At 63.3% G+C, this 6,711-nt stretch carries 9 protein-coding genes and 1 pseudogene; 5 read left to right on the top strand and 5 right to left on the bottom strand.

Going from position 1 to position 6,711, the window contains the following annotated elements:
* Positions 1–320 (bottom strand): annotated as a pseudogene (locus VR74_RS04145) (23S rRNA (adenine(2503)-C(2))-methyltransferase RlmN); the annotation flags it as partial.
* A 184-nt stretch (positions 321–504) separates the two neighbouring features.
* On the opposite strand from VR74_RS04145, the gene VR74_RS04140 reads away from it, so the two are divergent.
* Complete coding sequence (locus tag VR74_RS04140; protein WP_045694643.1) at positions 505–1,140, top strand: OmpA family protein; 636 nt, start codon at positions 505–507, stop codon at positions 1,138–1,140.
* Between the two features lie 68 nt (positions 1,141–1,208).
* Here the strand turns inward: VR74_RS04140 and VR74_RS04135 are convergent, their stop codons facing one another.
* Positions 1,209–1,940: a DJ-1/PfpI family protein gene (locus tag VR74_RS04135; protein WP_299949559.1), complete on the bottom strand. Its 732-nt coding sequence runs from the start codon at positions 1,938–1,940 to the stop codon at positions 1,209–1,211.
* 28 nt (positions 1,941–1,968) lie between these two features.
* On the opposite strand from VR74_RS04135, the gene VR74_RS04130 reads away from it, so the two are divergent.
* Complete coding sequence (locus tag VR74_RS04130) at positions 1,969–2,604, top strand: 1-acyl-sn-glycerol-3-phosphate acyltransferase (RefSeq protein WP_299949557.1); 636 nt, start codon at positions 1,969–1,971, stop codon at positions 2,602–2,604.
* On the opposite strand, the gene VR74_RS04125 is transcribed toward VR74_RS04130, so the two are convergent.
* Positions 2,601–3,116, bottom strand: a complete 516-nt coding sequence (locus VR74_RS04125; RefSeq protein ID WP_045694640.1) for an invasion associated locus B family protein — start codon at positions 3,114–3,116, stop codon at positions 2,601–2,603. The two genes, VR74_RS04130 and VR74_RS04125, sit on opposite strands and share 4 nt — an antisense overlap.
* A 173-nt stretch (positions 3,117–3,289) precedes the next feature.
* Between VR74_RS04125 and VR74_RS04120 the strand changes: the two genes are divergently transcribed.
* The 3 genes from VR74_RS04120 (at position 3,290) to VR74_RS04110 (ending at position 5,065) form a co-directional block, all read left to right on the top strand.
* Positions 3,290–3,871, top strand: coding sequence for a sigma-70 family RNA polymerase sigma factor (locus VR74_RS04120; protein ID WP_299949555.1), 582 nt, complete (start codon positions 3,290–3,292; stop codon positions 3,869–3,871).
* Positions 3,872–3,901: 30 nt separating this feature from the next.
* Entirely contained in the window at positions 3,902–4,540 is a 639-nt protein-coding gene (locus VR74_RS04115; protein ID WP_299949553.1) for a ChrR family anti-sigma-E factor, read from the top strand.
* A 72-nt stretch (positions 4,541–4,612) separates the two neighbouring features.
* Positions 4,613–5,065, top strand: coding sequence for a VOC family protein (locus VR74_RS04110; RefSeq protein ID WP_045694639.1), 453 nt, complete (start codon positions 4,613–4,615; stop codon positions 5,063–5,065).
* Here VR74_RS04110 and VR74_RS04105 read toward each other — a convergent pair whose 3' ends face one another.
* Positions 5,066–5,971 (bottom strand): sulfotransferase domain-containing protein, encoded by a 906-nt coding sequence (locus tag VR74_RS04105; RefSeq protein ID WP_045694638.1) that lies wholly within the window; start codon positions 5,969–5,971, stop codon positions 5,066–5,068.
* 65 nt (positions 5,972–6,036) lie between these two features.
* Positions 6,037–6,549, bottom strand: coding sequence for an RNA methyltransferase (locus VR74_RS04100; RefSeq protein WP_045694636.1), 513 nt, complete (start codon positions 6,547–6,549; stop codon positions 6,037–6,039).
* Positions 6,550–6,711 lie beyond the last annotated feature (162 nt).

Genomic DNA, 6,711 nt, shown 5'->3' with positions numbered 1-6,711 from the left:
ACGCCCGGCGCGAAACGGGCGAGCCATTTCTGCGTGCCGTCCTTCGACACCTGATGATCCGCGATTTCCGGCCGGTCCAGCGTGAAACGCCCGGCCAGTTCGGCGCGCAGCTCCTTGCCGATATCGGTCATGACGTCAAAGCCGGTTGCGCCGAAATACTGGCTCCAGCGCGAGACCTGTTTGGCGCGCATGGAGGCCTTTTTCGGGTCGAGCCCCATGGCCTCAAGTTCTGCCTTCAGCACAGGCAGGGGCATGCCCGCAAGGGATTGCGGGCCCTTGGGCTGGCCGGGCCGTTGCGAGAGATCAAGTGTGATTGTCATCGATTTGCGCTATAGCATGGCGCAATCGGCGCAGGAACCGCCGAGGGCAGGGCAATATGGACACGATGTAATGTGGCAGCCTTTAATTTGCCACACGTGCAACCGAAAGCCCGGCAACGCGTATTAGTATAACGCTTTCAACGGGGCTGACTGCGAAACGACGCCCAAAAACTGGAGGAATTCCATGAGATATCTCGTTCTGGGCGCGCTCGCGCTTGCCATGATCCCCGCTGCCTGTGAAACCGGCCCAAGTAACCGCGTCATGATCGGCTCGGCCGCAGGCGCCATCGCCGGAGCTGGACTGGGTACGCTGGCAGGTGGCGACGATGGCCGCAACGCCGCAATCGGTGCTGCTGTTGGCGCGATCGCTGGCGGCGCAGCAGGCGCCTACATGGACAAGCAGGAGCGTGAGCTTCGTGCCGCAACGGCCGGTACCGGTATCGAAGTCGCACGTAATGGCGACCAGATTGCCCTGACCATGCCTTCGAACGTCACGTTCAACGTGAACAGCGCTGAAATCCTTCCGGGCTTCTACGCGTCACTGAACGATGTTTCGACGACTCTCGTCAACTATCCGTCGACCGCCGTGGACATTATCGGTCACGCCAGCTCCGATGGTGACGATGCCTACAACCAGGCCCTGTCCGAGCGCCGCGCCAATTCGGTGAAGTCCTACCTGATCAACCAGGGTGTGACCCCGGTTCGCCTTCAGGCGTACGGCTTCGGTGAAACCCAGCCAATCGCCGACAATTCGACGGAAGCTGGCCGCCGCGCCAACCGCCGCGTCGAGATCATCCTGACGCCAATCACCGAAAGCTGATTGCTACCCGATAAGGCCAAATGAATTGACGCCCGCCGGCCCTGCGCCAGCGGGCGTTTTTCATGGCGTCAGCCGGAAATGGCCGCGCGCATCGCCTTGACCGGATCATCATAGCGCGTGGCCATCATGGCCATCAGCTTGCCGCTGGCGCGCGATGGGTGGCCGGTCTGCGTAGGCGGGGCGGGGTCATATTCCACGGCAAGCTGAATCGCCTCGGCGACCTGCTGGCCGCAGATATCGGCCATGATGCCGAAAGCGAAGTCGATCCCCGCCGTGACGCCGCCGCCCGTATAGGTATTGCCATCCTTCACCCAGCGTCCGGGCGCATGGGCCGCGCCGACCAGGGGCAGGAGGGAGGTATAGGCCCAGTGCGTGGTGGCCTGCTTGCCGTCGAGCAGGCCTGCGGCCCCCAGCAGGAAGGCGCCGGTGCAGACAGACGTTACATAGCTGGCCGACGCGCCGGATGCCCGGATGAAGTCCACGGTTTCGGCGTCGCCCAGCGCCTCGACCACGCCAAAGCCGCCGGGCACGACAATCATGTCGAGCCCTGGCGCGCCGGCAAATGTGCCGGTCGGGACGAGGGACAGGCCGCAATCGCTCGGCACGGGGTCTGGAGACTTCGCCAGGATATGCGTCACCGCGCCCGGCATGCGGTGAAGCACCTGGAGCGGGCCGGTAAAATCGAGCTGGGTGACATTCGGGAACAGGATGAAGCCGATATTCATGGGATGGGTTCTCCGTTCAGTCTGGATGCGGTCATAGAGGAATCGCTCATCGCTGGCCACATTCGCTCTGGCCATTCAGGGCCGAACCGTGGAACGTGTCGCGATGTCAAATTCCGGCCCTGCCCCAAAACCCGGTTCGAAACGGTTCGGACGGCCCGCGCCCTACCGGGGTTTCGGGTCGCAGATCATTCACTGGCTATGTGGATTGTACCTGTGGCTGGGGGGCTGGCGCCTGCTGGACGACTGGCCGGCGGACCCAAAGATGGTCGTCATCGCGGCGCCGCACACATCCAACTGGGACGGGTTCGACATGCTGGCCGTGGCAGGCTGGTATCGCGTGAAGCTGAGCTATATGGGCAAGAAATCGCTGACAGACGGGCCGCTTGGCTGGCTGGTCAAGCGCAGCGGCTGCGTCCCGGTCGAACGCTCGAAATCGAGCGATATCGTGTCACAGATGCACGCGGCGTTCGATGCGGCCGACACGCTGTTCCTGGCTGTCGCGCCGGAGGCGACCCGGTCGCGCAATGCCGCCTGGAAGAGCGGCTATTATCATATTGCCCATTCGGCGGGTGTGCCGCTGCTGATGTCGGTGCTGGACTATCCATCCCGTACGGTCCGCCTGGCCGGGCCGTTGCGAACCAGTGGCGACTACACGGCGGATCTGCCGAAAATCCTGGCGCCTTACAGGGCGGCGGAAGGCCGGCGGATGGGCCAGTTCGCCTTGCCGGACACGGACTAGCGGCAGATGGCGGCGGCCTTGTCGATCGCGGCGGATGAGCCTTTGAGCGAGAAATGGTAGGCAACCTGCGTGTTGCGGGCAGAGACGGCCTCGATGCGAAGCTCCGAGCCTTTTTTCAGGGCATCGACGATGCGGCGGTCATCGGAATCATCCGCGAATGCTTCCTGTCCGACCGAGAACAGGGTCCAGGAGGAACGTCCGATACTGGCCTTGGCGGTGATGTCTTCGCGCAGGTCGAAACCGACCTTGAGGCTCGGCTGGTTGCGGGCGCGGCCGGATTTCCAGTTGGTGACATAGTACCAGACTTCGCCATGATCGGCCGAGCGGGGCGCCTTGTCCGTGGCCGTGGTGGCCGCGTAGCAGACCGTTTCGCCGCCGGCGGTGTCTGTGAAGACCGACCAGTCGTTGAACCGGCCGATGGCTGTCGGCTCGGCGGCTGCGCACGGGATTGTGATGGCTGCCAGCACCCCGAGCGCGGCATATCGATTGCGACGTGAAAGTTCCTGTTTCATGCTCAATTCGAAATCCCCATGGAAGGCTGCAACAACTGTCTTATGGCATGAGAGTTAAGGCCAAACTACGACGGTCTCGAACCCGTTGCAGTTACGGCGAATAGCATCATGCATGGTTGCGCCTCACCAGCAGGCGGCAGATACTGCCGGATACAGGGCCAGAGGAACCAGACTTGAGCACAACAATCGTCCGCACGGCTGACCTGGAGCAGCGCGAGCGCCATGCCGATTGCATGGAGCGCATCGCGGACGAGGAGTCACGCGAGGCCTTTGCCGAATTGTTCGAGTTCTTTGCGCCCCGCGTGAAGGGCTACATGCTGCGCCTGGGCGCGTCGGAATCTGAAGCGGAAGAACTGGCACAGGACGTCCTGGTCACCGTCTGGCGCAAGGCCGGCATGTATGACCGCAAGCAGGCGTCGGTTTCGACATGGATTTTCCGCGTCGCCCGCAATCGCCGGATCGACGTGCAGCGGCGCACGAACAAGCCGGCGCTGGAACCGGATGAACCCATGCTTCAGCCGCCCGCCGCCGAGCAGCCCGACGCGGCCGTCTCACGCGGCCAGATGGAAGAACAGGTCCGCGCGCAGCTCGCCACACTGCCGCAGGAACAACTGGTCCTGCTGCAAGCCGCCTTTTATGATGGCCTCTCGCATTCGGAAATTGCGGAAGCCTTCGACTTGCCGCTTGGCACCGTCAAGAGCCGCATCAGGCTGGCCTTTGCGCGCATGCGGGGAGGCCTTGATGCACCCGAATAGAATTTTCGGCCCGACACAGGAAGCCATGACATGACCCGCCGGAATGATTATCCGATGAGTGAGCTCTACAGCGCCTATGGGGCCGGTTCGCTGGACCCCGCCTTTGCCCTGCTGGTCGAAACCCAGGCCATGCTGCGCCCTGACCTGTGCGAACTGGTGGCGGCAAGCGAAGCCGTGTCAGGCGCTTTGCTCGAGACAGCCGAGCCGGCTGCCATGCGGGCTGGCGCGCTTGACAGCACGATGGCGCTCATCGACGCCCTCTCACCGGCGGCGCCGCGTGCGGGCGCCATTGAAGACGTGTCCGCGCTGCCAGAGCCGATCCGGCGGGCCGCCGGTGCATCGTCACGCTGGAAGGCTTCGGTGCCGGGCATCCGCCGCATGTCGCTCGAAATCGACAGTCCGATGCATGTGGAACTCTACCGGATCGAACCGGGCGCGGCTGTGCCGCGGCACAGCCATGCCGGAATCGAATTGACGCTCGTGATCGCGGGGGGCTTCAGCGACGCGCTCGGCAGCTATGGCCCTGGTGACCTCGTCGTGAACGGGCCGGACGATACGCACCGTCCGGTGGGCGATGAGGGCGATATCTGCTTTGCGCTGGCCCTGCGCGATGGCGGCCTGAAATTCACCGGACCGCTGGGCATGATCCAGCGCCTGCTGGGCCAGTAATTCCGTTTTTTGCATGTCCATGATCTCCAATGTCGCGCATACTTGCCGGGCATTGCGCGGGAGGCATGAGGCATGATCGACATCAATGGCATCGCCCATGTCCAGCTGACGGTGAAAAGCCTCGATCGCAGCCGGCCCTTCTACCGCGCGCTGCTGCATGACACGTTCGGCATGACGATCCAGTACGACGATGAAAGTACGTTTTACTGCATTGGCGGGCGCACGGGCGTCCTCATCCGGGAAGCCGCCGCAGAACACCGGGACACGGGCTTTGACCAGTGGCGCGTCGGCCTGCACCATATGTGCTTCCGCCTGCGGTCCCGGGAAGATGTCGATACGCTGCACGCCGCGCTGGTGGACATGGGCGCCAGGATCGTGACGGCCCCGTATGACGGGCCGTGGGCGCCGGGCTATTATTCGGTCCTGTTCGAAGACCCGGACGGCATTCGCCTCGAGGCCAATTTCGTGCCGGGCGCCGGCAATCTCGCCGTCATCACGGACAAGCCGCTGGTGCCGCCGCGCTGATCAGACGTGCTGGCCGGTTTGCAGCCAAAAGGCGCAGGCATCGCCCAGTTCCTGCCGGGCCCGCGCCTCATAGGCGGCCGATTCCCCGGCGCTCAGCGTGTCAGCCCAGCGGCCATTGACGCCCTTGTTGATGAAGACCTCGGCACCAGCATCCCAGAAGGCGCCGCCGAGCGGGACGCTTTTCGTGGCGTTCGCCTTCATCCAGTCGAATGAGCAATAGTCGACAATCGTGTCCCAGCGGGACTCGTCGATCTCGATATCGAGAAAGGCGGCCATTTTCCGCATCTCGCCCGGCATGTCGCGTTTCAGGTCGGAAAAGTGGATCATCATGACATTCGGCAGGTCGCGGATTGCCCACCAGCTGCGGACATTTTCCCAGAACGGCCAGAACGGAAAGCCGTCCTTGTCCATCCATTCATGCCAGTACTGGCGGATGTCTGCCGGGGGGCGGTCGATCGGCGGCCCGACGCGGCCCGGCGTATTGTTGAGGGCGTCATACCAGAGGTCATTGGCATTGGCGTGGTGGTTGTAGAGGCTCCAGACAACATCCCGTCCGTCGCGGCCGATATAAATGTATTTGGCCTTTGGCGAGAAGACGAGCGCGTCGACGGGCAGGTGGGTCTTCAGGAAGCGGCGATGTGTCTGGGCTTCGACTTCCGGCAGTTTCACCTGTTTCGGCGGAACGCGCAGGTCGAGCCAGGGCGACATTTCCGCAACCGCCAGTTCCGGGTCGCCGCCGAACATCATCTGGGCGATCATCTGTTGGGTCCAGCTCGTCCCGGCCTTGCCATAGGTTGATATGATGATGTCGTCATCGCGGAACTTGAACTCGTTCCAGATCGTGGAATCGAAATGATGGCTGTGGAGTTCGCGCGTCTTTGCCGGCCATGCGACGTCTTGTGTCATTCAACTGCCCCCCTTGTTGCGCAAAATATATCAAAGAGACGGGGACCTGTCCTGCGCTTTCCGTCTCAACGGCGCCCACGGCCGGCTGGCTTGCCTTCGCCGCTTGTGCCGCCCGGCATGATGGGGCGGGGGGCATAGCCACCCATGGAGAGGTGGCGGTCATACATGACCATCGCGCCCGCTAGGCTGACATTGATGCAGAACTTGGTCGGGATTTTCACGACATGGGCGCAGCGGGCGAGAATCCCGTCCGACAGGTTGCCCTTTTCCGGCCCGAGGATGTAGGCGGCCTGCGGCGGGTGGCGGAAGGTGGGCAGCATGACCGCGTCATCGGTGAGCTCGATTCCGACCAGCTGGCATCCTTTGGGCATCTGCATGTCATCGATGGAATCCCACTGGTAATAGGGGATCTGGCCTGCCGACTTCGACGTGTCGGCCTGATAGGCGTCGCGCAGGCGGTGGTCGGCATCAATCGAGAAGACATAGCTGGCGCCGAAGGCATTGGCGGTGCGCATCAGGGCGCCGAGATTCATTGGCTTGGAAATGCGTTCCGAACCGATCGAGAAGTAACCACGCATGTCAGATGACTCCGAGACTGAACCGCCCGGCTGCGAGAATGGGCAGGATCAGGAGCGGGACAATGAGGCAGGCGCGCCGGGCGAGGCGCAGGTGCGAGAGGGGGGCGGGATAGGTGGCGGCGAGGTGGCGGGCCGCCTCGCTGGCCGGGGAGGGCGCGGTGG

The sequence above is a fragment of the Hyphomonas sp. BRH_c22 genome, from assembly GCF_000961795.1.
In the GTDB taxonomy this organism is placed as follows: Bacteria; Pseudomonadota; Alphaproteobacteria; order Caulobacterales; family Hyphomonadaceae; genus Hyphomonas.
Note: the sequence above shows the minus strand (reverse complement) of the source record. Positions and strands in the feature narration are given on the sequence as shown.